The sequence below is a fragment of the Paenibacillus sp. GYB004 genome (genome assembly GCF_036577605.1).
Taxonomy (GTDB): domain Bacteria; phylum Bacillota; class Bacilli; order Paenibacillales; family NBRC-103111; genus Paenibacillus_AB; species Paenibacillus_AB oceani.
Window position 1 is genome coordinate 137950 of sequence record NZ_JARBDB010000004.1, and the last position, 23800, is coordinate 161749.

A 23800-nucleotide genomic window follows, 5' to 3' on the forward strand; every position below is an offset into this window, starting at 1 on the left:
GGTAAAGTCAAATTATTAATTTCAATGATAAGCGAGGGGCTTTTATGAAACGAGGAACAACGCTCTTTTTAAAGGCAGCTGTAATTCTTATCGGAATTCCGGTTCTTGCCTTGTGCATTTTTGCGGTGCCCGAGTTTGCGAATTATACAGTGGAATTGTATCCGAATATGCCTTATTTGAAAACCCTCTTTTTTATCGATTTGTATGCATCGGCGATTCCTTTTTACTTTGCTCTGTATCAAGCGTTTAAGCTTTTAAATTACATTGACAAGAACAAAGCCTTCTCGGAACGGTCGGTGCAGGCGCTCAAGAACATTAAAATTTGCGCAATCACAATCAGCGGCTTGTATGTGGCCGGCCTGCCGCTTTTTTATCTCCTCGCCGAGAAGGACGATGCTCCCGGTGTTATCGCAATCGGATTGGTCGTCATTTTCGCCTCCATGGTCATTGCCGTTTTTGCCGCCGTTCTCCAAAGGCTTTTAAAAGAAGCGATTGATATAAAATCTGAAAATGATTTGACGGTCTGAGGTGAATAACAATGGCGATTATAATTAATATCGATGTGATGCTGGCCAAAAGGAAAATGAGCGTGACGGAGCTTTCGGAGAGAGTGGGTATTACGATGGCGAACCTTTCCATATTGAAAAACGGAAAGGCGAAAGCGATTCGCTTAGCAACGTTGGAAGCGATTTGCAAAGCTTTGGACTGTCAGCCTGGGGATATTTTAGAGTACCAAAGTGGTGAAGACGCTCGAGGGTCTCATGTATAAAGGGGAGTTGCGCATGAATGGGACGATTAGCAAGAGTAAGCCTTCGGATGGCGGAGGTTTGCTGACGTTCGCATGGACCGGCTCCCCGGTCAGAATATCGTGGTGTGGTGAGAAGCAATGGTGAGGGGATTGCAGCAGTTCGTTCGTTTTGGTTGGGAGCAGGCATGGTCTTGTTTGTTTCCCGTCGTTATTTTCGCATCGCTGGCTCTAACGCAACTGATCGAGATCCCCGGGCTTCCGAGGTACGATTTGCTGCTGCTCATTTGCCTGGTTATGCAGGTGTGGATGGTTTATTCCGGTCTTGAAACGCGTGATGAACTCAAGGTGATCACCTTGTTTCACTTGATCGGCCTGACCCTGGAGATATTCAAGGTGCATATGGGTTCGTGGTCGTATCCTGAAGAGGCATACTCGAAGGTGTTTGGCGTTCCGTTATACAGCGGATTTATGTACGCGAGTGTGGCGAGTTATCTGTGCCAGGCATGGCGCCGGTTGAAGGTCGAGCTGGTTCGATGGCCGCCGTTCCCGGTGGTAGTGCCGCTTGCGGCTATGATTTATTTAAACTTTTTCACCCACCATTATTGGATCGATGTGCGCTGGTGGCTGTCGGCGCTTGTCCTTCTCGTATTTTGGCGGACCTGGGTCACGTACGAGGTGGGGGGAACGCGATACCGGATGCCGCTTGCGCTTTCTTTTGCGCTGATCGGATTTTTTATCTGGATCGCGGAAAACGTCGCTACGTTCTTCGGAGCCTGGGAATATCCGGATCAGTCTGCATCGTGGCGACTCGTCCATGTAGGCAAGGTGAGCTCTTGGCTGCTGCTGGTGATTGTCAGTTTCTTGATTGTAGCGACTCTAAAGCTGGTGAAGGAACGGCAGACCCCTGCTTCAAACGATTTTGAATGGGATAGCGGAGCCGATAGTTTCATATCCAAGTAAGACTGGGCTGCCGGTATGGATCGGCAGTCTCTTTCTGTTTACGGCCATTTTTTTGCGAGAACGCTGATAAAACCAGCTGTATGAAGTGCTTGAAACTCCTTATGTTTTCCCGCCGTAGTAGTATATATGTAAATAAAAGGAGGCACTTCAATTATCATGTCCATGTTCAAACGAATCCTCGCGAGTGTCGGGCTTGGCTCGGCTCAAGTGGATCTTATGCTTCAACGAAATGTGGCCCGAGCCGGCGATACGATTCGAGGGGTCGTCCGAATCCAGGGTGGCCGTGTGGATCAGCAGGTCGATGATGTTTACGCTTTCGTTATGACGCGTTACTTGAAGGAGCAGAATGATAGGAAGACGGAGGTGGAAGCAGCCGTGTCCAAATTTTTGCTTACCGGAAAGTTTATCGTACAGGCGGAGCAAGTCTATGAATTCCCGGTCTCGTTCCAGCTTCCGGTGGCTATGCCAGTCACGATGGGCAGGACACCCGTCTGGATTCAAACCGGACTCGATATTAAAGACGCGGTCGATCCGAACGATCAGGATGCACTTCAAGTCAGGCCGCATCGGTATTGCGAGATTATTCTGGAAGCGGTTAGTAAGCTCGGTTTCCAGCTTCGCGAGGTGACTTGCGAATACGCGCCGTATTTCGGCCGAAAAAATGGATTGCCTTTCGTACAAGAGTTCGAATTTGTCCCTACCTCCAAGTTCCAGTATCAGCTGGACGAATTGGAAATCATCTTTTACCCGGACGAAAACGGCGTCGAATTACTGTTGGAAATCGACCGCAAATCGCGCGGATTGGCGGGCTGGTTCGCGGAGGCGATTGATGAGGATGAAAGTTATGTAAGAATAAGATTCGACCGTACTAAACTTAACTACGGAGCGAGCTACATTGCCGGACAGCTAGCCCAGACGATTCGCAGATACATCTAAATGAACGCAATCGCATCTTTTCGACAAGTCAAAATCCGGGATGGGGAGAAAGAAAGTTGGCAGCCATGGATGAGTTTTAGAAACTCCTCGATACTCGTGCCGGGAAGATCAGGGAAGATAGCAATCCAAAAGTAATCCAGGCCTGATTTATATGCTACGATTGAAAAAAAGGAGTTGACCGATGATGGCAGTAATACTTTCCCCTTATTTAAATATGGAAGGAAACGCGAGGGACGCTATTCAGTTTTATGAACAAGCACTTGGTGCCGAAGTACTCTCTATCCTTACTTACGGAGAGATGCCGGAAATGCCGAATACGTTTAATGAGGACCTGAAAAATCTGGTGGCCCATGCTAAGCTGCGAATTGGGGAATCGGAACTTATGCTTTCCGATGCTCCAAGCGGCTCGTCTATTCCAAAGGGTAAACAGGTAACCATTTGCATTTCAACTAACGACGTGGAACAATCAAGACGATTTTTTGAAGCCTTAAGACAAAACGGTCATGTGAATATGCCGTTTGGAGAAGAAGCTTTTAGCCCAGGTTTCGGTGATGTAACTGACCAATTCGGGGTGACCTTTCAAATTTATACGGAAGGTTAATATAAGAGCCCATTAGGAAAGCAGAGGATCAGTATCTTGATCGAATTAGAGTGGTACCACGGGAAAACTTCTCGTCTCTTCGGAGACGGGATTTTTTGTTTTTACAAAAGACGGTGAGGAGGAGCTCTAATTGATCAAGACATCATCTCGCGTAAGCTATATCGAGGGCCAATTCGAAACCGATGTTATGATGAGTATACTGGAGCCTGAATATCGGGAGCTGTTTCAGTAACTCAACGAACGGTACCGCTTCGGTAAATCGTTTCGAAAGGGAGGAGCATATGAACAGACTGGTTGTTGTAACCGTAGGCAAAACTCATAGCGGAAAGACGACTTTCGCCGCGAATTTAGAGGCGCAGATGCACAACGCCGTGATCATCGATCAAGACAATCACGCCGCGTTTATCAACACGTACTACAAGTCGCTGCGTCCGAAAGAAGGGCCGAATACCCTCAAATACGCCGTCACGCAAACGATTGTCGATTATGCGGCGGATCAGACCGATTGCCATCTGATCTTGTGCAATTCCAACCTTGCCCGAAAAGGCCGTATAGACGTCTTGAACTATTTTCGCAGCAAAGGGTTCAGGAGCATACTCGTCTATTTGGATATTCCACATGAAGTGCTCCAGGCGCGCGTGGCCGGAAGTCAGAGAAGCAAAGCGATCTTCCGCAGCGCTTCGACATTCGAAGAGGTGCTTGCCCGGCAACAGTCGGAGTCCCATAAGGCAGAAATGGCGCCGCCGGCAGAAGGCGAAGCAGATCATTTGTTCACGATCAGAACCAGCGAAGAAGTTCCTGCAGTCATTGAAAAAATTGCGAGCATTGCTGGGCGGTCGTAGGGGAGATGATGGAGCCTGCAAAGCTATTTTGAAATGGAGCGGACTGGATTGCGGGGAGCCCCGTATGCCTTTGCTCCCGATTGCTGAACCGGACGAGAAGCGGGTGGAACTGCTTCATAAGAAAATCGCTGACTATGTGAAGCTGTGTAATTAAAAGTCTCGTACGCATAAACGGCAGCCAAAGACGTCCATGTCTTCGGCTGCCGTTAGCTGTGACAGGAGTGCAGGTAAGTTACAGGAGCGGGTCGTTGTGCGATGAACCTTAAATGTTGAACGGGCGGGAAGATATGCGTAATCGTAGAGAGTGTTTAACACCAGCGAAGGTGTGGTCGTTTGCTTTATTTTTTACCTAACAGCTGCTTGTCGATCTCTGCTGCAAGATCCGTTAACGAGGCCATAACTTCGGTTTCCGTCGTCGCGGTAAACAGTCGATTATCCGCTATCTTAACCGAGTTGAGTGCAGCATTCCGGAAAACGATCGGTTTGATCCCGTGTTCCAATTCCCCGGCCAGTACGTCCATCCCGGGAACCTGCTGCTGTCCCGATTTTTGAAAAGCCGATTTGACGGTCAACAGATCCTCTTTGATCCACTCTTTTTGGAACGGGCTGTCGCCGTTCAGAATGACATCTTTTATAAATTTCCAAGCCAACGCCTTCTGCTTGGAGGACTCGCTTATCGAAAGCATGCTGAAATAAACGGCGTTAGCCCGGACTCCTTTTTCCATATAGGGCAGCCCGGCAATTCCGAATTTCCCCTTTGTTGCTTGATTGTTCTCCAGGTAAGGAAAGATGTTGATGACTCCAATGCCCATACCGGCATGAAACGCTCTTAAATCCTGCAATACCGGATCCGTGGCGCTTGGAACGCCTTTGCTCGCCTTCGTCGTATTCATATGATTAAGCAGTTTCGTGAGCGCTTCCGCGACCGGTTTGCTGTTCAAATAGCCGCTCATTTGCTTGCCGTCGGGAGCTATGATGCTATGCCCGCTGCTTACTGCGAGCGACTCGAACAAACGCATCTCAAGCGGAACGACGCTGCCGAATATTTCCTTCCCCTCCACTTGATTTGCCGCTTGCAGCTTGACGGACTGATTCAGGAATTGCTCCCAGGTCCACTCTTTTCCGGGAAATGGGAGATCCGCTTTATTGAACCACTCTTTGTTGTAAAAAACGGCCAGCGGAGTGGGAGCCATCGGAATGCCGAGCAGCTTCCCGTTTAACTTCGCCATCTCGACAATATTTTCGTAAAGATCGTCCATTGTCATTTTATCCGCTTTAAATAAAGGAATCAGATCGGCGGCAAATGCTCTTTGCTCGTTCAGTACCGGATCAAATGGACCAAAAATGAGATCGACGGGTTTACTGTCATTCAGCCTTTCCGTCATTGCAGCTCGATACCCTTTTGTCACGGGAAGCTTTTCGACCGTTACCTTTACCCCTAGATTTGCCTCTTCGAACAGCCTGGCGCCTTTTTCAAACGAGCTGTTTCTGGTTCTGCTGCTTGCGGTGTTGTATTCCGGCAGCAGGATTGTAATTTCCTTCGTGTTCGCGTCCGGCGGAACCGTAGCTGCAGTCTGCTTGCTGCTCCATAAAGAACATCCCGTCATGAAGCTGACAGCAAGAACGACGGCACTTGCACCAATCCATCGTTTCAATAACATCACATCCCATTCGCGTGGAATAAGGAAAAGTAAACTTGACATGAAATACGCAATTTACCATTTTTGGTTTCAAGGTTCCATGGCGAATAATCAAATTTATATCCTGCGCTTTTTAATCCCGTATCACCCCTCTAGGCTCAACGAGGGAAAAAATGTATAATTTAAATCGTCAGCCTATGGCGCTGACACGCAAACCTTTTTCATCTGAAATGAGAAAGTAGGAGCTTCGTTGATAAAGGGAATCATATTTGATTTTGATGGTGTAATTCTTAATACGGAGACTGTAGAATTCAAGGTTTTTGAGGACCTATTTCATGAATACGGAGTCACACTGCCACTTGAAATGTGGGAACGAAGAGTGGGTGGCGACAAAAATAATTTCGATCCCTATGATTATCTTATTGCATATTTACAGTGTAAAATCGATAAAACTGAACTTAAAAAATATAAAAAGAATAAGTATGAGAATAGAATAGAAAATGAAAACCTGCTTCCCGGAGTTTATTCCTATCTGGAAGCCGCAAAAAGAATGAACCTTCAGATTGGATTGGCTTCCAGTTCCCCGCGAAAAAGAATAGTAGACCTTTTAAAAAGATGTGAAATCGCCCATTTTTTTACACATATTGCAACCGCAGAAGATGTGGATCATGTGAAGCCGAATCCGGATCTATATTTAAACGTATTAGAAAAAATGAATTTAGAATCTTCTCATGTCATTGCGATTGAGGATTCGCCGGCGGGATTAATGTCTGCAAAAAGAGCGGGGATATATTGTGTGATAGTGCCAAATGAAGTTACTAAAAGATTAACTTTTCAGCAATTTGACTTACGAATAAACTCTCTAGATGAAATCGAGTTATCTGATTTAATTAACCAAGTAAATATGGAAAGAGAATCTCCTCAACTATCGGGGAAGGAATGATGCCCGGTGCACCGGATCAAAGAAGCCGTCCCGTTCACAGTGTCGGAACCGAAGAGGGCCCAGCTAGACGCACAACGACTGAACCAAGCCTATGAAACGCTGCTCCGGACGTTTCCCAGCCTCTACAGCCTCCTGATCGTCAAGGTTGCGCAGCTCGTCTTCGAACGATACGCGCGCGTTTCGGCCAGTTGTATTTGGCGGACGGCATCTGGAACGGCCAGCGACTCCTCCCTGCCGGATGGGTCGACCAATCCTTCCAAAAGCAATCTACCGGCTGGTCCGGGTACGCCGCTTACGGCTGCCTGTGGTGGATCGGAGCTCGCTCACCTAACGGACAGTTTTGTGCAAAAGATAATAAACATATAGGCGATTGACCCTGAAGGAAATCGGATTGAATTGAAAGGATTGGTTTTACTATAGCTCAATTACACAAGACGGCAGCCGGCACTCGATCGGCTGCCGTTTTCTGGTTGAAGTAACGGGCAAGGATAATTCGAATCTCAGTATATTGCTTCAGCCGCTCGTTCAGCCTCCCGCTCTGATCGGTTCGGGCCTCCCGGACGCTGTCGCAGAAAAAGTATAATAATTGAACGAAAGCAGCCGCAAAGGAAAGGAATCGACCATGACATTGACCGACCTGAAGGGCAATAGTTAATATCGTTAGTTTCACTTGAACAACCAAATACAATTTTGTTGTTCAATGCTCACGGGACGACCGAGTGTGGGAGTATCCCCCCACAAGATTCAGACCATATTAAGTTGAAAATATAAATCCGTGTAGAGCAACCGCTATTGACAAACCGACTACTGCGTGTTACTTTGTAGTTGTAGTAAGTAATACTTCATACCAGTTATACAGAATAGCAAGGGGTGATTGTGCTGGAAAATCTAACGGAAATGCTCAAAGGCGTGCTTGAGGGCTGTGTCCTTGAAATTATAAGCCGCGAAGAAACCTACGGCTACGAAATCACGCGGCGGCTAAACGCCCTCGGCTTCACAGATGTTGTGGAGGGAACGGTGTACACCATCCTGATCCGGCTCGAAAAAAACAAGTTGGTGGAGATCACCAAGAAGCCCTCCGACATGGGACCGCCTCGAAAGTTTTTCGCGATCAACGACGCGGGCCGCGAGGAGCTTCGGAAGTTCTGGGAAAAATGGGAGTTCGTATCCTCAAAAATTAACGAGTTAAAGGAGAAAAAATAATGAATTTTTGGGAGAAAATCACCGGCAGCGACATGACTAAGGAAATGAAAACTTTTGAATCGCGAGCCCAAAAGCTGCCGGCTGATTATCAAGCGGCATGGGAAAAAATAAATGCGAATCTTTGGTCGTACTCCGATTTCAGCGGTCGCAACCTCATGCCAATTTTCGACGGCGTGCTTGGCCTGCTCGAAGAAGCGGCGGCTGACGGTCAGAGCGTCCAAGAGGTTTTGGGTGACGATATTCAAGGCTTCTGTTCAGCCCTGGCCGGCGAAGAAGGAGCAAAATCTTATCGTGATAAATGGCGCGAGCAGCTCAACCATAATATTGCTAAAAAATTGGGTAAATAGGAGGATAACATGAGAATACAAGATATCATCCAAGGCAAAAAAGAATGGCGAGCGCACGTGGCGCGTGTCAAAGCGCTCCCGCAAGATTATCAGATTGTTTATAAAGAGATTCAAAAATATTTCTTTAAGGTCGGACCCGTTGAACTAACCGAAGGTACGGGTTTGCTATCGGGGATTGTCGATCTTTTTGAAGAGGGCGCAGCCTTGGGGAAAGGCGTGCTCGATGTGACGGGAAGTGACGTAGCGGCTTTTTGCGACGAACTAATCAAAGATTCCAAAACTTACGCCGACATCTATCAAGAATCTGTTAACCAAGAAGTTAGCAAGGCAATGAAAAAGGTTACGGATAAAAAAAAGGAAAAGGGGGGATAACGGGATGGAAAAAGCAATTCAAGTGAAAGGTCTGCGAAAGTCTTTCAAGGACAAAGAAGTCCTAAGGGGCGTCGATTTTGAAGTGAAGCAGGGTGAGATTTTCGCCCTGCTTGGCTCCAACGGCGCAGGCAAGACGACGATTGTCAGAATCCTCACCACGCTGCTTAAGCAGGACGGAGGAACCGCCACCGTAAACGGGTTTGACGTCGCGTCAAGACCCGAGAATGTGCGGCATGCGATCAGCCTGACCGGGCAATTTGCCGCCGTGGACGAAATATTGACCGGGCGGGAAAATCTGATCATGATCGCCAAGCTGCGACACCTTAAAAATCCGCGTCATATCGCAGATGATTTACTGAACCGCTTCGGGTTGAACGACGCCTCCGACCGCAAGGTGTCCACCTACTCGGGCGGTATGCGCCGCAGGCTCGACATTGCCATGAGCCTGATCGGAACACCGCAGCTTATTTTCCTCGATGAGCCGACCACCGGGCTTGACCCCGAGGCACGCATTGAGGCCTGGAAGATTGTTAAAGAGCTTGCCGACGGTGGAACGACGGTATTCCTGACCACTCAGTATTTGGATGAGGCTGAACAACTAGCCGATCGAATTGCCATTTTGCATGAAGGCAGGATTATTGCCAATGGCACGCTTCAGGAACTGAAAAAGCTGTTCCCACCCGCAAAGGTGGAGTATGTGGAAAAACAACCTTCATTGGAGGAGATTTTCCTCGCAATTATCGGTAAAAAGGAGGCAATGTAAATGGACACGGTAAAGAGTCACTTTTTTAGCGACATGAGCGTGATGCTTGGACGTTCCATGCGTCATATTTTCCGCAGCATGGACACCATCATCACGGTCTGCATCACTCCGGTTGCGATGATGCTGCTGTTTGTCTATGTGTTTGGCGGCTCAATCCATACCGGTACGGATAACTATGTGAACTACCTGTTGCCCGGTATCCTGCTGATTGCGATTGCAAGCGGTATATCCTATACGGCTTACCGTCTCTTTATGGATAAGCAGCGGGGCATCATTGAGCGGTTCCACTCCATGCCGATTGCGCGTTCCGCCGTGCTGTGGGGGCACGTGCTGACCTCGCTGGTATCCAACGTCATTTCTCTTGTCGTCATCATTCTCGTAGCGCTTATTATGGGCTTTCGCTCGTCGGCAGGAATCCTGCCATGGCTCGCCGTAGCGGGTATACTCGTGCTGTTTACGCTGGCTTTGACTTGGGTCGCGGCGATTGCCGGTTTGTCCGGAAAAACGGTGGAAGGTGCAAGCGCATTTTCCTACCCGCTTATCTTCCTACCGTTTATCAGCTCGGCATTTGTGCCGACCGAATCGATGCCGAAGGTCGTTCGCGCTTTTGCCGATAACCAGCCGGTGACTTCCATCGTGGAGACCATCCGTGCTCTGTTGTCAGGTCAGCCAGTGGGCAACGATATATGGATCGCGCTGGCGTGGTGCGTCGGAATTATGCTCGTGGCTTATATCTTTGCGATGCGCGCGTACAAAAGGAAAGCTGCTTAATGTTTATAGGCATTAAATAATGATAAACATCAAGTAAAAGCCCCTCACTTACAATTTGAAGATTAAATCTCAGGATCAAACAACAAAAGCTTTCCATCTTTCATTAGAACTAGCGGAGACGATCGCTCAATCGGTATACAACGGCAGCCGGCCAAAAGTTCGGCTGCCGTCGTTGCGAATGGGCAGATTATTTTATATATGTTACCCATCCGCTGACTAACGGCGTTCATCGGAAGACGTTAATTCGTACAGGCTGCGCACCTCGCACTGAAGCGTATCGGCGATCGAAATCGCGAGCTTAAGAGACATCACTCTTTTATTGTCGATAAAATCACCCAGCCGCTCCCGTCTCACTCGCAGTTCAAGCGCCAGCCGTTCCAGCGGCATTCCTGCTTCCTGAAGTCTTTCTTCCAGCAGGCAACGGCCCAGTTCGTACTTCAATACGCATATACCCCTCTCAGAAAAAATCGTCCAACGAGTTCTATGATTTCCTTTCCGCTTTGGCTTCATCCCCGGCTTGGATCTCGGAATTACCATTTTATACGATTCAAAATGCCTTCTCGAAGCCTCTCAGATCGTCTCGGTACGAGGCATCTGTTTACGGAAATCGCTCGGTGTTACACCGTTGCTTTTCTTAAACATGCGGTAGAAGTACGAACTGTTCGTAAATCCGGTCAGTTTGGCGATGTCCGCCACGGAATAATCGGATTCCAGCAACAGCTGCTTAGATTGATTCATCCGCACCTCTTGAATGGCGTCCGTCAGTGTGCAAAAAGTCAGCTGTTTGTACAAGCGGCTTATATAGATCGGCGACATGTCCAGTTCGTCCGCAATCGAGTTCAGGCAAAGGTTCGGATTCGCATATTCCCGATCGATAATCTCATTGATACGTTTGATCAAATCGGTTTGTTTCGAATTTTTCTTCGCCTCTAGCTGTTTGCTTAATTGATCGAATATCCCGAAAAATTGTGTCGTTATTTCTTCGATGATTTCCACCTGGTTCAACGAGGCAAGCGCAGAGTCGAAGTCGGCTTCGACGACGATCGCGTTATTTTTCCGAATCGTTTTCAAGACGTTGATGACGGTGAACGTCAGATGGGAAATCGTCAGTTGGACGACGGTATACGGGTATTCCCCCGTAGCACGCACCATTTCCGAGTAAATGGCCTTGGCTTCTTCGCTTTTCCCCGTCATTAGGCAATCGACCAACTGCTTTTCCCGGTGGACCGGAAACGCGTAATCCTTCAGCTTCAAGTTCATGATGTCTTCCGACCAGATCAGGCAGCCATGGCCGTAAAACAGCCGGTGAAGGGAAGCTTCTTTGACCTGGTTGTACATCAGGATACTTTGGTTGAGGGACGATCGAACCGGGCTTACGGTGACGGAAACGGATACTTTAAGATGTTTCTGAACTTCTTCCTGCATTAATTTCAGCATGCTTATCAATGCGTTTCTATCCGATAGTCCCTGAGGATCGTCGCTTGCGAGCAATAAAAGTACGCGATCGTCGCCGATATCGACACCTTCGGCATGATACGAGGAGGAGCTTATTTCTCCGCAAATGTTCATGATGGCGTATTTTACCAGCTTAAGATGGTCCCGGTAATAATCGGCGCACTCCGCAAAACGGTCCAACTTGAGCAAGATGAGTCTGGAGGGGTGATCCGCCCGGATGGTGAAACCGAATTCGGTCAACTTATCCTGCAGCGCTTCCGGGCCATAGGCCTCCCTGCGAAGCACAATACTCCGTAAAAAGTGCTGCTTTACGATATGCTGGTTGTTTCTCCGCTCGATTTCAAGCGATTTTAATCGCTTGAGCACTTTATCAATCGGTCCATACAGTTTGCGGGTAGCAGCAACGGACAGCAGTAACCCGAACAGCAGCACCATAAAGCTGAAGGCAATCGTTTTGGTCCTCATACTCGTAATCTCGCGCGTAATCTCCGAATAAGGTGTCGTCCGCACATACCTCCAGCCAAGCGAATCCGGGGCTGTGTAAGAGACGAGCGATTTGACGCCGTCAACGATATCCACGAAATAGTCGGAGGCAGCGCGGTTATCCAGAATGTTCCGAATATAACCTTTCCCGGAGTAATCGGTCAACATCGGATCGTCGCCGCTGCGCGAAAGCAAAATGCCTTGCTCATTCATAATGAACATTCTGGCGCCGAAGTCGGCGGTTAAGCTGCCGAAATCTTTATTGACCCACGACTCGGCAATATTGAGTACGACGGCGGCGCTCGTTTTTTTCTCGAGCATATCAAACGATAAATAGGAGTAGCTGCTGACCTGTTTTCCATCGCCGATTGCATATATTCTCGGTATCGGATAATACGGACGGTATTCCTGAATGTTATGGAAAATGTCTACAATTCCCCGGTCGTCCAATTCCTCCTCCGTTTGGCTTCCGTTCCGGAACGTGTCTGAGCTGATATAGTACATTCCGGAGCTTGCATTGTACACATAGATCGATTCGATAAACGGCATCGATAGCCGGTAGTTGTGCAATTGCTGCATCGCTAGTGTTACATCGTAAATGTCCGGCTTCGGGAAGAAGATCAGCTTGGAGATCGTCAAGTCTCCGTAAATTTGAAACGATAGCGTCTTTGCCGTATCTGTCATCTTCGCCACCTCCCGACTCGTTTGTTTCAGAGAGTTCAAGTCGGAACGGGATACTTGCCGGATGGCGATGTTTTCAAAGTTCATGATGAGCAGCGTGGAAGAAATGAGCAGAGTAATGACTGTACTAACCACAAGGCTGATCAAGATGTTTTTGTACAAGCTCCTATTCTCGCGTTGACTCACCCGCTTCTCATCCCCTCAAAAAGTCATTCCAAAAAAGTATATCTTACATGCCGCCCGTGTTGCCATAGGGAGAGTGAAAAAGTAGAAAGAACACATAAAAGTGCGAATTGTTCACTCCGGGAACAAGCGCAATAAGGGCGAAAACTTCATGTTTATGACGCAATGTGGAGTTTAATTGCGCCTGCTTTCCTTGTACGATGGGGAACGGATGGGCAGTCACTCTATCAGACGTATCTTCCGCCTATCCTATTTACAGCCGGGGAGGACAGATTTCGTGTCGAAGCGAGGATTTTGGAATGAACTGAATAAAAACAAGCTTATGTTTCTAATGCTGCTGCCGACTCTTTTGTTTTTTTTCGTCAATTCGTATGTTCCGATGGTCGGCATCTATTTTGCGTTTACGAGATTCGATTTTCACGGCGGGCTGTTTGGAAGCCCTTTTGTAGGGTTGGACAATTTTGAATTTTTGTGGAAGTCCGGTAAGCTTGCGGAGCTCACACTGAACACGGTCGGCTACAATTTGGCTTTTATTGTGCTCAAAAACGTGCTGGCCATCGTCCTGGCGATTTTGCTTAGCGAAATCCACGGGAAGCTGTTCAAAAAAATATCGCAATCGATTTTGTTTTTGCCGTATTTCGTATCGTTCGTCCTGCTGAGCGCCATCTCGTACAACATGTTCAACTATGAAACCGGCTTTGCCAATACGTTTCTGAAGTCGCTCGGCATGCAGCCGTTCAACTTTTATGGCGCGCCGTGGGTGTGGGTCATCCTGCTCGTAGTGTTTTACCTGTGGAAGCATATCGGCTACAGCATGATCATTTATTTGGCGTCCATAACTGGAATCAGCGACGAGTATTACGAAGCGGCCCGAATCGATGGAGCTACTTTGCTGCAAAGGATTCGGCATATAACCGTCCCGATGCTGAAGCCGACATTCGTCCTTCTGCTTCTGTTTTCTCTCGGCAGCATCATGAAGGGGCAGTTCGATCTGTTCTATCAACTGATCGGAAACAACGGCCTATTGTTCGGCAGCACCGACATTATCGATACGTACGTGTTCCGGTCACTGAAAGAAACGTTCGATATCGGCATGGCGACCGCGGCGGGACTGTATCAATCCGTATTCGGCTTCATTCTGATCGTGACTGTTAATTACATCATCAAAAAAATAAACGAGGATTACGCCTTGTTTTAACTTGAGGGAGGAGGTTCGGTTATGAACGTAAGAGCTTCGGAGAAATCCGCCGCTTTTAGCGTGCTCGCCTACACGGTCGTCGCGTTGGCAGCAATCGTCTGTCTATTTCCATTTTTGCTCATCTTGTCCGGGTCTTTGACTCTGAACGAATCGATCATCAGGGATGGATACCGGCTGATCCCGAAACAATTTTCGCTCGAGGCTTACAGGACGATTTTCGCTACGCCCGGTCCGATTCTGAGGGCCTACGGCGTGACGACTTTCGTGACGGTAGTCGGTACGACGATCGGGCTGTTCATGACGACGATGGCCGGGTACGTCCTGCAGCGCAAAGACTTCAAATACCGCAATAAGGCCATGTTCTTTATTTATTTTACTACGCTGTTCAGCGGAGGGCTCGTACCCTGGTACATCATGATGACCTCGTACTTGCATTTGACGAATACGTACATGGCGCTCATTTTTCCCGGTTTGGCTTCGCCGTTTCTGATCATATTGATGAGAAGCTTCATCAAGTCAACGATTCCCGACGAGGTGATCGAATCCGCGAAAATCGACGGTGCGAACGATTTCGGCATTTATTTCCGCATTGTTCTCCCCCTCGCCATGCCGGGCATCGCCACCATCGGGCTGTTTATGGCTCTCGGGTATTGGAACAGCTGGTTTTCATCGTCGCTGTTCATCAACGACCCTAGCAAATACGAGCTTCAGTTTTACTTGTACAACATCATTAATACGATGTCATTCCTGGCCGATCTGGGGGTAAGCTCCGGGGTCACGCTGTCAAGCGACATTCCGATGGAGTCAACGAAGCTGGCCATGTCGCTCATCGTAACAGGGCCGATTCTGCTGCTCTATCCGTTCGTGCAGCGGTATTTCGTCAAAGGCTTGACCATCGGCGCCGTAAAAGGTTAGACCCGGCTTCAACCGCTTTCTGCGGCACGCCGGCTGACATAGTATGATAAACTTTTAGAAAGCAGAGGGAGGCATCACATGAAAGGAAAGACAATGCACATCTTTGCGCGATTCGTCGTCGTGGCGCTCGCAGTCGTGCTGTTTGCCGGGTGTACCGGCAAAACGCAGAACGCCGGGGAAACCGCGAATACGGCTGGTATGGGCAAAGATCAGGACTTTTCGAAAAGGGTGGAACTGCAATTTTACATGCTGGGGGACCCGCCGAAAGATTTGCCGATCATCGAAGCGAAAATTAACGAGCTAGCTTTGAAAGACTTGAACGCCACAGTAAAATTCAATTACATTTCGTGGACCGACAATACGACCAAGTACAAACTGCTGCTTACGTCCGGCCAGCCCATCGACCTGATCTATACGGCGAACTGGTTCGGTTACCAGCAGTACGCGAAGAAAGGCGCTTTTCTGCCCCTGGACGAGCTGCTGCCCAAGCACGCGCCTAAATTGCACGGATTCGTGCCGCAGGATATGTGGAACACGGCCAGGATCGACGGCAAAATCTACACAGTACCTTCGACGTACAAAGAGTATACGACGGGGGGCTTCATCTACAGGGAAGACTTGAGACAGAAGTTCAATCTGCCGAAGCCGGAATCGATTCCTTCCTTTGAAGCTTATTTGGACGGAATTAAGAAAAACGTTCCGGATTTGTTCCCGCTCGCTTCCGGCTTCAATATGCGCAACTACTTGGAGCTTACCATCGATCCCGCCGGATCGTTCCCTTACGGGATGACGGCTTCCTACGGTAACCCCCGCGAGATGACGGCATATTGGGGTTCGCCGGTCCATCTGGAAGGATTGAAAGTAGCGAAGAGATGGGCGGATAAAGGCTTCTGGTCCAAAAACGTGCTAAACGAAAAAGAACTGGGCAACAATCTGGTCATCGGCGGCAAGTCCGCGGCGCTGTTCTCTCACAATCCGTCCATGTTTAACGACATGAACACGAAGACGCAAGCGGCGCATCCGGACTGGAAGCTGGCATACTCGCCGTTTCCGTTCATCAAAGGATACGCGACGCCGGTTACGCCGATCGGTAACGGTTTCGCCATTCCGAAGAGCAGCCCGAATCCGGAGCGGGCCATCGCCTTCTACGAAAAGCTCGTGACCGATAAAGAGTATAACCGGCTCACCGAATACGGAATCGAAGGGGTCAACTACAAGGTCGATAACGGGTATTACCAAATGATCGGAGACAGTAAATCGAACGGCTTCCCGCGCGAGGCGATGAATGGCTGGTCGTGGCGGAATCCGGAATATATGCTGTTCGACAAAGGGTACGACGGGGTCAAAGCAATATTTGCGCAGCTGGACAAAATCGCGAGGCCTGATATTTATTCCGGATTCGCCGAAGACTATACGGCTTATCAAGCGGAAAGAGCCGCGCTGGAGCAGGTGTCCAAGCAGTATCTCGCGCCGCTCGAAATGGGGCTTGTCGAAGATGTGGAAGCGGGTCTGAAGCTGTTTATTGAAAAAGCCAAAGCGGCAGGGCTGGAAAAAATCCAAACTGAATATAAAAAGCAGTGGCTTCAATATTTGGACGAATCCGGCATGAAATGAGAATGGAAATTGCCCGAAACTCCTATACAGAGAGGATGATAAGGTTGATTAAAAAACCGATCGTGTTGTTGGTTGCTGCAGTCAGTATGTTAGCCGGGTGCAGCGGAGGACAAGATAGCAAAACCGGTCAAGCTGCGGACTCCGCGGCGAAGACTTGGGAGACACCGAAGGAGCCCGTTACCATTAGCTTTTATTTGCCATATGCAACCGATACAGCTACGTTCATGGAGCAGTATGGTAACGCAATCGTTAAGAAATTCCCGCATGTTACTTTAAAACTCGTCAATTCCCCGGATACCAACGTGGCGGGCAATCTGTCCAACTTGCTTGCTTCACAAGAACCAATCGACATTTTCTTGAACGGCGATACCAATCATTACCGATACATAACGCCGTTTAAATTTCAGTACGACATAACGGACATGATCAAGAGAAGCGGCTATGATCTGAAACGTCTCGAGCCTAGTACGCTAGAGGCTGTGAAGGCCCTTTCCCCGAATGGCGAAATATATGCATTGCCTTTGCGGATGAATGTAATGTCCCTATTGTACAATAAAGACCTGTTCGACAAATTCGCTGTTCCTTATCCAACGGACGGAATGACTTGGGACGAAACTTACGAGCTTGCGAAGCGGCTCACTCGAAAAGACGGAGATACGCAATACAGAGGCTTTATTACTCAATCTTACAGCATCGCTTGGCAGAACCAAATGTCCCTCGGATTCGCTGATCCTAAAACAGATAAGCCCTTATTTTCTTCCGATGAACGTTGGTCTCAATTTGTCAAAAATATAAATCGTTTCTACGAGATTCCAGGCAATGCACTATTGGAAGGCAGCTTCGGCGGAATCAACAACCTGTTCTATAGTTCAAAAGTAGCGGCTATGTATGCGGCCTCCATTCCCGGAACAGCGCAACAAGTGAACTGGGATTTGGTCACTTTGCCGGAATTCAGCAATCTTCGCGGTATTGGTTCGCAGGCCTCGCTCAACTTGGCTTATATACCGAGCATCAGCAAGCATAAGGAGCAAGCTTTTGAAATTATCGCTTACATGACCAGTGATGAATATCAGACCGATATTGCCAAAAAAGCTCTGGGACTGCCGGTCATCACAACCCAATCGGCAAAAGATGCGTTCGGTCAAGACAATCCGAATCTTGCAGGGAAAAACCTGAAGGCGCTAACGAAAAATAAACCGGCTGCACCATTCCAGCAATCGCCTTATCAAGCGATTACGAACAACCAGCTTGAAAAGCTCTGGTATCAGCTCGGTAAAGGCCAGCTTGACATCAATACCACCTTGCGGATGGCGGATGAGAATGCGGTGAAGGAGATTGAAAAATTGAAATCCGGTCAGTAATTTAGGGTAAAAAGAAAGGTTTAATGGGGATTCATCCAGACTGTCGAGAAAGTCTCGACGGTCTTTTTATTGTATACTCATGAAAATGGAGATAATCCCTCTCCCTTGCGGCGAGCCCCGCAAATGATACATAAAGACCCTGCAGGATGGTGCAATGGATGTCGGGAAGGGAAATCGCATCTCTGTTATGCTTGGAAGCAACGAGGGGAGGAATCGGATCATGGATATGCTGGCACAGCTGAACGAAGCTTTAAGCTATATCGAAGAGAACTTGACGAATGAGGTGAACTACCAGGAGGCGGCGAAGATTGCCTGCTGTTCGGAATACCACTTTACGCGCATGTTCTCCTTTCTGGCCGGTATCACGCTGTCGGAATACATCCGCCGCAGACGCCTGACCTTGGCGGCACTAGAGCTAAGCCACAGTGATATGAAAATCATCGAAATTGCGCTGAAATACGGATATTCGTCACCGGATTCCTTTACCAGAGCTTTCCAGGGTATGCACGGGGTTACTCCTTCGGAAGCCCGGCTTCATGGCCAGTCCCTCAAAGCCTTCCCTCGGATGACGTTTCAACTGACCATCAAAGGAGGAAGTGAAATGAACTACCGGATTGAAGAGAAAGGGGCTTTCCGCATCGTGGGGATCAAGAAACGGGTCCCTATCGTGTTCCAAGGGGTAAACCCGGAGATTGCGTCGATGGTTGAAGGGCTCACTCCAGAATTAATTCAGGAAATTAAAAGCTATTCGAATGTCCAGCCTTCGGGACTGATCAGCGCATCCACGAATTTCAGCGAAGGGCGGATGGAGGAGAAAGGAGAGCTCGACCACTATATCGGCGCTGCCACTACGCAAGAAGCGAGGGACGGCTTGGCGCAGCTGGAGGTGCGGGCCTCGACATGGGCTGTTTTCACGGCAGTAGGCTCATTTCCGAGTGCACTTCAGGAGATATGGGGACGCATTTATTCGGAATGGTTTCCGTCGTCGGAGTACGAGTTAAACGAAGGGCCGGAAATTCTCTGGAACGAGCATAAAGATACCACATCGCCGAAGTATAAAAGCGAAATATGGATACCGATTCAAAAGAAATAAGGATTCGCATCGAACAGGGCTGCCGACATAGATCGACAGCCCTCGTTGCATTCACCGGCATGTTACAGATCCTTCCTGCTAAATGCCCGGCACCCCAGCAGGAGCAGAACCGCCGCATACCCGACCGTATACAGAAGGAAGGCGTCCGATGGAACGCTCGGCATGGAGAATGGACCCATGTCGGCCGTGGCAAGACCGGCCCAATCCGCCCCCCCGAGAACCTCGTAGAGGCTTCTCCGGTAAACGGAGTCTGTGGGCAGGAGCAGCCCGGTCAGCAGGAGAAATTTGTCCAGTATAGGGTGGCTTCCTTCATAGATCGTGATCCCTTCGACCAGACCGCTGAAGAGGGCCAATCCGTACAATAAGGCGGCGCAAATCCCGTTCCCCAGCATCGGCAAATAGACGGAACCGAGCATGACCAGGGTGAGGAGAAGAAGCGGCATCCAAATAAAAAGCATGAGACCTCGCAGCAAATCCCCCACAAGCAGAGGAAGTCCGGCCAGGCTGTGGATGGTCCAGACCACGGAAACGAACAAAATGATACTGTACACGGCGATCCAGACGGCATGGCCCAGCCATTTCGCCAGATACAGTCTCCAGCGGGAGATGGGGCGGGCGGCGACAGCCAGCAGCAGACCGTTCTCCTGTTCACCCGTGACGATCCCCATGGCGGAGAAGAGCACGAAAAAGGCCGTTAGAAATTGTGCGAAAAAAAGCCCCAGCACCGTCAGAACCATGCTGTTTAACAGAGATTCGGCAGGAGATACCCGGTTCTGTTCGAGCGTACCGGCCAGCTCCCGAACCCCGAGGGCAAACAGCACCAGAAAGACGAAGGTCAGAATAATCGTGACCAGGAACACCCGCTTACGGGTCAACTCCTTGAAGGTGGCGGCTATATACATCGTCATAACGGGACACCTCCTTGGCGGGACCGGGCCATCCGGAGGAACCAGGCCTCCAGGCTGTTCGGCTCGGGGCCGGATTCGTAAAGCGTCAGGCCGGTGCGGACGAACAGCGAGCACAGATAGCCGGCTTGTTCCCGGTCCGTTACAAGCGCGGTCAGGAGGGCGTTGCCGCTCTCGTCGGCCTCGACCAGGCGCAGCAGGGAGGGGAGAGCGCCGCCGACGGCGCCGCCAAGCTCCTCCCACGTCCCCGGCAGCCATCCGCCAAGCCGGAAGCGCCAGTTGGCACTGCCCCCTCCGCTATCACCGGTGCCGCTCAGCAGCTCGTGCAGCGGCCCCGACGCCAGCAGCTCGCCGTCGTACAGGAAGGCGGCCTCATCGCACAGCTCCTCCACATCTTCGAGCAGATGGGTATTGAGGAAAATTGTCACGCCCCTGCCCCGCAGCTGCTTCAACAGGCTGCGGATCTCATAACGGCCGATGGGGTCCAAGGCCGAAGCGGGTTCGTCCAGGATGACCAGCTTAGGGTCCAAGAGCAGGGCGGCAGCCAAGCCGAGACGCTGCTGCATTCCTTTGGAGAACCCGCCGACCCGGCGGTCTGCGGCTTCGGACAGACCGACCAGCTCCAGGGTGTCGCGGACCCGGCTTCGGAAAGCGGATGCCCGCGTCTCCTGCGGGCGCAGCCCTCCCAGTTGACCGTGGAAGCGGAGGACCTCCGCCGGGGTCAGCCAATCCTGGTAGCGAAACAGCTCGGGCAAATAGCCCAGCTCGCGTCTCGCCTCCGGCCGGCCCAAGGGCCGGCCCAGCATGGCGGCCCGCCCGGAGTCGGGGCGGTGGAGGCCGGCCAGCATTTTAACGAAGGTGCTTTTGCCGGCGCCGTTGGGTCCAAGCAAGCCGAAAATGCAGCCCTCCGGCACCTGCAAGGTGATGCCGCGGCAGCCGCCGCGGCCGTTGTAGGTTTTGGTCAATTCTTCGGTGTCGATCATCATCATGGCTGGATAAGCTCCTCGGCTGCCCGGCGAAAAGCGGACTCCACAGGAAAATCCTTCAAAGTGCCGCTCAGCAGCCCCATACGGTCCCCGGCAAGCCAGAGCAGGTAGCGATTCTTTCCGTCTGTCGTCATGACCGCATCATGTCCGCCTAACTTGAAGTTGATGGTTACGCCGTCGCGGGCCGGTACCGGCAGGGTGCTCTGCCAATCGCCGATGGCCGCCAGCTTGGTCCGCAGGCTGTCCGGCAATACAGGCAGCCCGAGTACCGCCTCCCGGACGGTTGCCGCATCGATGCCGTCCTCCACGGTCAGCTCCGGCTTGCCGAATTGGAGCAGCCTTACCGGCTTGCCCGACAAGGTACCCTCCGAGGTGATGCCGTCCGGGACGTGTAGCCGGATCGTTTTCCCGTCGGCTTCGACAGGCAGGGTAGTGGTGCCGCCCAAACGGGTGAGCAGCCGGTTGACCGCTTTTACATTCAGATTAAAGGTAAGTGTGGTAGCCGGCTGGAAGACGGGGGAGGCGGGGGTTCCAGGCTGAAGGAGCCCGCCCATCCGTTGCTCCGCTTCGTCCCAAGTGAGGGTATGGGATTCCCCGCCTCCGGATTGGGTCAAGGTGCCGTACTGGGCCAGTGTGAAACTCCGGTCTCCTTCGGGCGAGCCGCGCTCCAGAAGGCTGGAGATGGTCGCCATGTCATCCGCCGATATTCCGACTCCGACCATATGCTGAATGCGGAACGTATGCTGCATGGCCGCCAGCGCCCGGTCTCCCAGGGGGGTGGTGAACAGGACGACTGCCATAGCAGCGGCAGCTATCCCGGCGGTCCATCTCCGAATTCTGCGCTTGGCCGGTCTTTCCGTTCGCCAGGAACCGTCTGCTCCTTTAGCGCTTGTCCCTGTTGCCGCCCTCGGCGTCCCGGCAACCGGGGCCCCTTGTTTCCCTTCGAATGCTCGCGTCTGCTTCATCTCCACCGCACCATCCTTATTGTGATCATCTGGATTTTTATCCGATCGGGCTTTGTTTCTTCTTTCATCCGAACATCGGCTCTGCTCCGCATGCCTCCAAAACGCCGGAGCCGGCTCCCGTGCCGCCAGTCTCTCAAACCGGTCCCAAGCCCGGTCCGTATCAAAAATCGGCTCCCCGCCGGTCCGCTTCTCTCCGTCCGCCATCGTGCCGCTCCTCCTCCTGCCCGTATTTCTTCTTCAGCCGTTCCTCTGCACGGGCCAGCAGCGTCCCGACAATCTTCGGGTTGACCTCCAACCGGAGGGCAATCTCCTCGTAGCTGTACCCTTCCTCCCGAAGCAGAAGGGCGGTCCGGTCCCGGTCCGAGAGCTTCTGCAGCACCCGGCGGACCACATCGATTTCCCATTCCCGGATGACTTCCGTCTCTCCCGAAGGGACGGCGCCTTCCGACCAAGCCGCGATGCGGGCGGTTTCCTTTTCCAGTAATGCCTCGCCCGACGACCGGTGCCTTAAATAATCGTACCCCACCCGGGTCAGCACCCGGTGCAGCCAAGCGCCGACGGCTTCCAGCCGGTCGGGAGGGTTCCGGTATAGCCGCAGGAACACCTCTTGGGCCAAATCTTCCGCCGCCGCGTAATCCCCGGTCAACGCATAAAGCTTCCGCGCGACTCCGGGATAATGCTCCCGAAACAAGCGCTGGAACAGCTCGGGTACCTGTGCGTCATCCTCCATGTTGCCGCCGTCCCCCCTTTCATGTATAAGACGGATGCCAGGTCGGTTTTATAGCAGAGTGAAGTCATTTTGTTTCCACATGAATGTATTTGTCGTGGTGTTACCCTAAGCACTCTTTATCCCCATTATGATCCATCCGGATCTTTCAGAGTCAGTTAGTTTCGTTTCGTTTACCATTTGGGGGTCTGTAAATCCTTTTTTTAAGCTTTGGCCTTTCAACCGCAGGTTGATTCGTTAACGAATACTCCATTTCCAAATTATCCATGTTTAAGTATAGTTGGAATCACAATGACGAAAGGGGCAAGGGGATGGAGAACGAACATTCGATGGGCAGAATCATTTTTGAGCTTCGAACGGCTAAAGGATTGACGCAGGAGCAGCTGGGGCAGCGGCTGAACGTTTCGGCGCAAGCCGTTTCCAAATGGGAGAAAGGGGATTCGCTGCCGGACATCTCGCTGATCGTTGATTTGGTAGCGGTTTTAGGCTGCACAACCGATTATTTGCTCGGCAGCTCGGGGAATCTGGAGAGCAAGCTTCCGGATTTTTTGCAGGAACTGGAACAAGCCTCGCGCGATCAGCAGATTCATGTACTTGGTACGATGATGAATACGATCGGTAAAGCCAGCGTCCCCGGAGCCGCTTCCCACCCGTCGATGGAAAGTAACGCAAGCCTTCCATTCATACGGATTGATGAAAACGGTTTGACTTTATGGGCAAGTCATAAATTTGTGTATATCGCTACAGCTCCGTTTTTGCGTGAAGCCGTCCAGTCCGTTACTCAAGGAGCCGAATTCCCGCTGAATATCGCACCTCCGCATTTTTGGAACATCGTATTGGCCTTGCTTCCGGATACGGACCAATTGTCACCGCACTTCACGGTCGAGGAATCCAAGCTCCGCTCTTTGTTGCCGGAAGAAGTTCCATTTGAAGACATCATGTCGGAATATATAGATCTGGGTTACCTTGAACGCGTACGCGGCGGGTATCGATTAAATAGGACAGCGGACATATCCGTACGCATGTTTGCCGCCATGTTTGGGATGCTCGATAAAGTGGGGATCATTTCGACCAGCTACTCGCCAATTAAGCGATGAGGAGGGAGGGT

The 23800-nt window shown here is 50.6% G+C and carries 25 protein-coding genes; 18 read left to right on the forward strand and 7 right to left on the reverse strand.

The features are described 5' to 3' along the window. The first annotated feature begins 44 nt into the window (after positions 1–44). The 6 genes from PV433_RS02635 to PV433_RS02660 all read left to right on the forward strand — a co-directional run bounded on the left by PV433_RS02635 (position 45) and on the right by PV433_RS02660 (position 4087). Positions 45–527: a DUF2975 domain-containing protein gene (locus PV433_RS02635; protein ID WP_332070645.1), complete on the forward strand. Its 483-nt coding sequence runs from the start codon at positions 45–47 to the stop codon at positions 525–527. 11 nt (positions 528–538) lie between these two features. Further along, a complete protein-coding gene (locus tag PV433_RS02640; RefSeq protein ID WP_332070646.1) occupies positions 539–769 on the forward strand; it encodes a helix-turn-helix domain-containing protein in 231 nt (76 codons plus the stop codon). 120 nt (positions 770–889) lie between these two features. After that, the gene (locus tag PV433_RS02645; RefSeq protein WP_332070845.1) at positions 890–1708 is read left to right on the forward strand and encodes a DUF817 domain-containing protein; all 819 of its coding nucleotides are present in this window, start codon (positions 890–892) and stop codon (positions 1706–1708) included. 156 nt (positions 1709–1864) lie between these two features. Continuing rightward, complete coding sequence (locus PV433_RS02650; protein WP_332070647.1) at positions 1865–2644, forward strand: sporulation protein; 780 nt, start codon at positions 1865–1867, stop codon at positions 2642–2644. A gap of 184 nt (positions 2645–2828) precedes the next feature. Then, on the forward strand, positions 2829–3245 hold the full coding sequence (locus PV433_RS02655) for a VOC family protein (protein WP_332070846.1): 417 nt from the start codon (positions 2829–2831) through the stop codon (positions 3243–3245). Positions 3246–3526: 281 nt separating this feature from the next. After that, a complete protein-coding gene (locus PV433_RS02660) occupies positions 3527–4087 on the forward strand; it encodes an ATP-binding protein (protein ID WP_332070648.1) in 561 nt (186 codons plus the stop codon). Between the two features lie 338 nt (positions 4088–4425). Here PV433_RS02660 and PV433_RS02665 read toward each other — a convergent pair whose 3' ends face one another. Beyond that, on the reverse strand, positions 4426–5742 hold the full coding sequence (locus tag PV433_RS02665; RefSeq protein ID WP_332070649.1) for an ABC transporter substrate-binding protein: 1317 nt from the start codon (positions 5740–5742) through the stop codon (positions 4426–4428). Positions 5743–5977: 235 nt separating this feature from the next. On the opposite strand from PV433_RS02665, the gene PV433_RS02670 reads away from it, so the two are divergent. From PV433_RS02670 to PV433_RS02695, 6 genes are all read left to right on the forward strand, one after another. Beyond that, positions 5978–6670, forward strand: a complete 693-nt coding sequence (locus PV433_RS02670) for an HAD family hydrolase (RefSeq protein ID WP_332070650.1) — start codon at positions 5978–5980, stop codon at positions 6668–6670. 897 nt (positions 6671–7567) lie between these two features. Beyond that, entirely contained in the window at positions 7568–7873 is a 306-nt protein-coding gene (locus PV433_RS02675; protein ID WP_317891237.1) for a PadR family transcriptional regulator, read from the forward strand. After that, entirely contained in the window at positions 7873–8220 is a 348-nt protein-coding gene (locus tag PV433_RS02680) for a DUF1048 domain-containing protein (protein ID WP_332070651.1), read from the forward strand. Before PV433_RS02675 ends, PV433_RS02680 begins: the two co-directional genes overlap by 1 nt. 9 nt (positions 8221–8229) lie before the next feature. Next, the gene (locus PV433_RS02685) at positions 8230–8592 is read left to right on the forward strand and encodes a DUF1048 domain-containing protein (protein ID WP_332070652.1); all 363 of its coding nucleotides are present in this window, start codon (positions 8230–8232) and stop codon (positions 8590–8592) included. Positions 8593–8596: 4 nt separating this feature from the next. Next, positions 8597–9355 carry an ABC transporter ATP-binding protein gene (locus PV433_RS02690; RefSeq protein ID WP_332070653.1) on the forward strand — a complete coding sequence of 253 codons (759 nt, stop codon included), beginning with the start codon at positions 8597–8599 and terminating at the stop codon, positions 9353–9355. Continuing rightward, entirely contained in the window at positions 9356–10126 is a 771-nt protein-coding gene (locus tag PV433_RS02695; RefSeq protein WP_332070654.1) for an ABC transporter permease, read from the forward strand. Between the two features lie 216 nt (positions 10127–10342). Here PV433_RS02695 and PV433_RS02700 read toward each other — a convergent pair whose 3' ends face one another. Together PV433_RS02700 and PV433_RS02705 are read right to left on the reverse strand one after the other, a co-directional pair. Then, positions 10343–10567: an XRE family transcriptional regulator gene (locus tag PV433_RS02700; protein WP_190929677.1), complete on the reverse strand. Its 225-nt coding sequence runs from the start codon at positions 10565–10567 to the stop codon at positions 10343–10345. A gap of 129 nt (positions 10568–10696) precedes the next feature. After that, positions 10697–12931, reverse strand: a complete 2235-nt coding sequence (locus tag PV433_RS02705) for an AraC family transcriptional regulator (RefSeq protein ID WP_332070655.1) — start codon at positions 12929–12931, stop codon at positions 10697–10699. Positions 12932–13250: 319 nt separating this feature from the next. On the opposite strand from PV433_RS02705, the gene PV433_RS02710 reads away from it, so the two are divergent. The 5 genes from PV433_RS02710 to PV433_RS02730 all read left to right on the forward strand — a co-directional run bounded on the left by PV433_RS02710 (position 13251) and on the right by PV433_RS02730 (position 19109). Then, a complete protein-coding gene (locus tag PV433_RS02710) occupies positions 13251–14126 on the forward strand; it encodes an ABC transporter permease (protein WP_332070847.1) in 876 nt (291 codons plus the stop codon). Positions 14127–14147: 21 nt separating this feature from the next. Then, entirely contained in the window at positions 14148–15041 is an 894-nt protein-coding gene (locus PV433_RS02715) for a carbohydrate ABC transporter permease (protein WP_332070656.1), read from the forward strand. Positions 15042–15119: 78 nt separating this feature from the next. After that, on the forward strand, positions 15120–16655 hold the full coding sequence (locus tag PV433_RS02720; protein ID WP_332070657.1) for an extracellular solute-binding protein: 1536 nt from the start codon (positions 15120–15122) through the stop codon (positions 16653–16655). A gap of 44 nt (positions 16656–16699) precedes the next feature. Further along, entirely contained in the window at positions 16700–18016 is a 1317-nt protein-coding gene (locus tag PV433_RS02725) for an ABC transporter substrate-binding protein (RefSeq protein ID WP_332070658.1), read from the forward strand. A gap of 220 nt (positions 18017–18236) precedes the next feature. Then, complete coding sequence (locus tag PV433_RS02730) at positions 18237–19109, forward strand: AraC family transcriptional regulator (protein WP_332070659.1); 873 nt, start codon at positions 18237–18239, stop codon at positions 19107–19109. 62 nt (positions 19110–19171) lie between these two features. Here PV433_RS02730 and PV433_RS02735 read toward each other — a convergent pair whose 3' ends face one another. The 4 genes from PV433_RS02735 to PV433_RS02750 are packed head-to-tail and all read right to left on the reverse strand — an operon-like array spanning position 19172 to position 22695. Next, on the reverse strand, positions 19172–20017 hold the full coding sequence (locus PV433_RS02735) for an ABC transporter permease subunit (protein ID WP_332070660.1): 846 nt from the start codon (positions 20015–20017) through the stop codon (positions 19172–19174). Next, positions 20014–21003, reverse strand: coding sequence for an ABC transporter ATP-binding protein (locus PV433_RS02740; RefSeq protein ID WP_332070661.1), 990 nt, complete (start codon positions 21001–21003; stop codon positions 20014–20016). Before PV433_RS02740 ends, PV433_RS02735 begins: the two co-directional genes overlap by 4 nt. After that, positions 21000–22169, reverse strand: a complete 1170-nt coding sequence (locus PV433_RS02745) for a hypothetical protein (RefSeq protein ID WP_332070662.1) — start codon at positions 22167–22169, stop codon at positions 21000–21002. The genes PV433_RS02740 and PV433_RS02745 overlap by 4 nt, the downstream gene beginning before the upstream one ends. Beyond that, on the reverse strand, positions 22126–22695 hold the full coding sequence (locus tag PV433_RS02750; protein WP_332070663.1) for a sigma-70 family RNA polymerase sigma factor: 570 nt from the start codon (positions 22693–22695) through the stop codon (positions 22126–22128). The genes PV433_RS02745 and PV433_RS02750 overlap by 44 nt, the downstream gene beginning before the upstream one ends. Before the next feature lie 308 nt (positions 22696–23003). On the opposite strand from PV433_RS02750, the gene PV433_RS02755 reads away from it, so the two are divergent. Next, complete coding sequence (locus PV433_RS02755) at positions 23004–23789, forward strand: helix-turn-helix domain-containing protein (RefSeq protein ID WP_332070664.1); 786 nt, start codon at positions 23004–23006, stop codon at positions 23787–23789. Positions 23790–23800 lie beyond the last annotated feature (11 nt).